This window comes from Corallococcus sp. Z5C101001, from assembly GCF_007352635.1.
GTDB classification, from domain to species: Bacteria; Myxococcota; Myxococcia; order Myxococcales; family Myxococcaceae; genus Corallococcus; species Corallococcus silvisoli.
Genome location: NZ_VKLU01000066.1, coordinates 1 through 1,096 on the forward strand (window position 1 = coordinate 1; position 1,096 = coordinate 1,096).

Genomic DNA, 1,096 nt, shown 5'->3' on the forward strand with positions numbered 1-1,096 from the left:
CGCACCAGGGCGGCCAGCAGGGCCGACAGACGGCGGCGCACGCCCGCGGCATCCAATCCGGGCTCATTCTGGAGGATGGCCGCGGTGCGCTCGACCCATCGGTAGGCGCGTGCGAGGGAGGGCCACATGGAAGCGGTGGCGCTGCGTGCTTTGCGCAGCACCGCCCGCAGGCGGCTCAACTCCGGGACGCAGGCCCCCCTTTTTCCACCCGCTCCAGGCTCTTCTCGATGGCGCCCAGGCGTCGGCGCAGCAGCAGTCCGGAGGGGTTGAGGGGTGGGCGGTGGTCGTCGGTGAGAGCGCTCCTGACGGCTGCCGCGTAGGCGCGCGTGGCGCGGGCGCTCGCGTCGTCACGGCCTTCCACGGCCCGTTCGACCTTGCGCACCTCTCGCACGCGCTTCTTCAGCTCCTTCTTCGCATGCCGGTCCACCTCGTAGAGCGGCCGGGCCGCCTCCCTCAGGTAATGGAAATGGCATAGCTGGTGCGGCACCCCGGGCAGTGCATGCGCCACGGCATTGCGAATACTTCGCTGCCCATCCGACACCACGCCGACGATGGGCACCCGGCCCAGCGCACGCTTCACTTCCTCCAGCAGCGGCACGAGTTCCTGCTCGCCGCCAGCCAGCAGGGGACGCGCCAGCAGCACCTGCCCCGAGAGGCATTCGCGCACGACCCAAAGCACCTCATGCCCTACGTCCGGAGCGAGGCCGTCGATGGCGAGCACCGCCCGGCCCTGGCGTTTGAGCGTCGCATGCAGTCGTCCCGCATCCAGCAACCGGAGGCTGACGAGTTCATCGTACCGGTCGAGCAGGTTGGTGCAGGTGCGCTCGGAGACGGCGACGCCTTTCTGACGAAGCAGGGCGTGAATCTCCGGCACGCTGCGGTGCTCCCGGTAGCGCTGGGCTCCGATGAAGGCCAGCACGTCCAAGCCGAACGCGTGCTCCGGCAGCACCCAACGGCCCTCGCCCTCTGCCCTGAGTGGAACGCCCTTCAGCAGACACTCCTCCCGGTGGCATACCCGCACCTGCACCGAGAGCCCCACGCAACCCGCCAGCGTCGTCACACAGCGACGCGAGCGCCAATCCGCTCGCGTTCTTGC

Annotated in this window: 1 protein-coding gene; it reads right to left on the minus strand. The window is 69.7% G+C overall.

Annotation, left to right across the window (positions count from 1 at the left end):
• Positions 1 to 175 precede the first annotated feature (175 nt).
• On the minus strand, positions 176 to 1,096 hold a 921-nt coding region (locus FOF48_RS36220), incomplete at its 5' end, for a transposase (protein WP_255443091.1).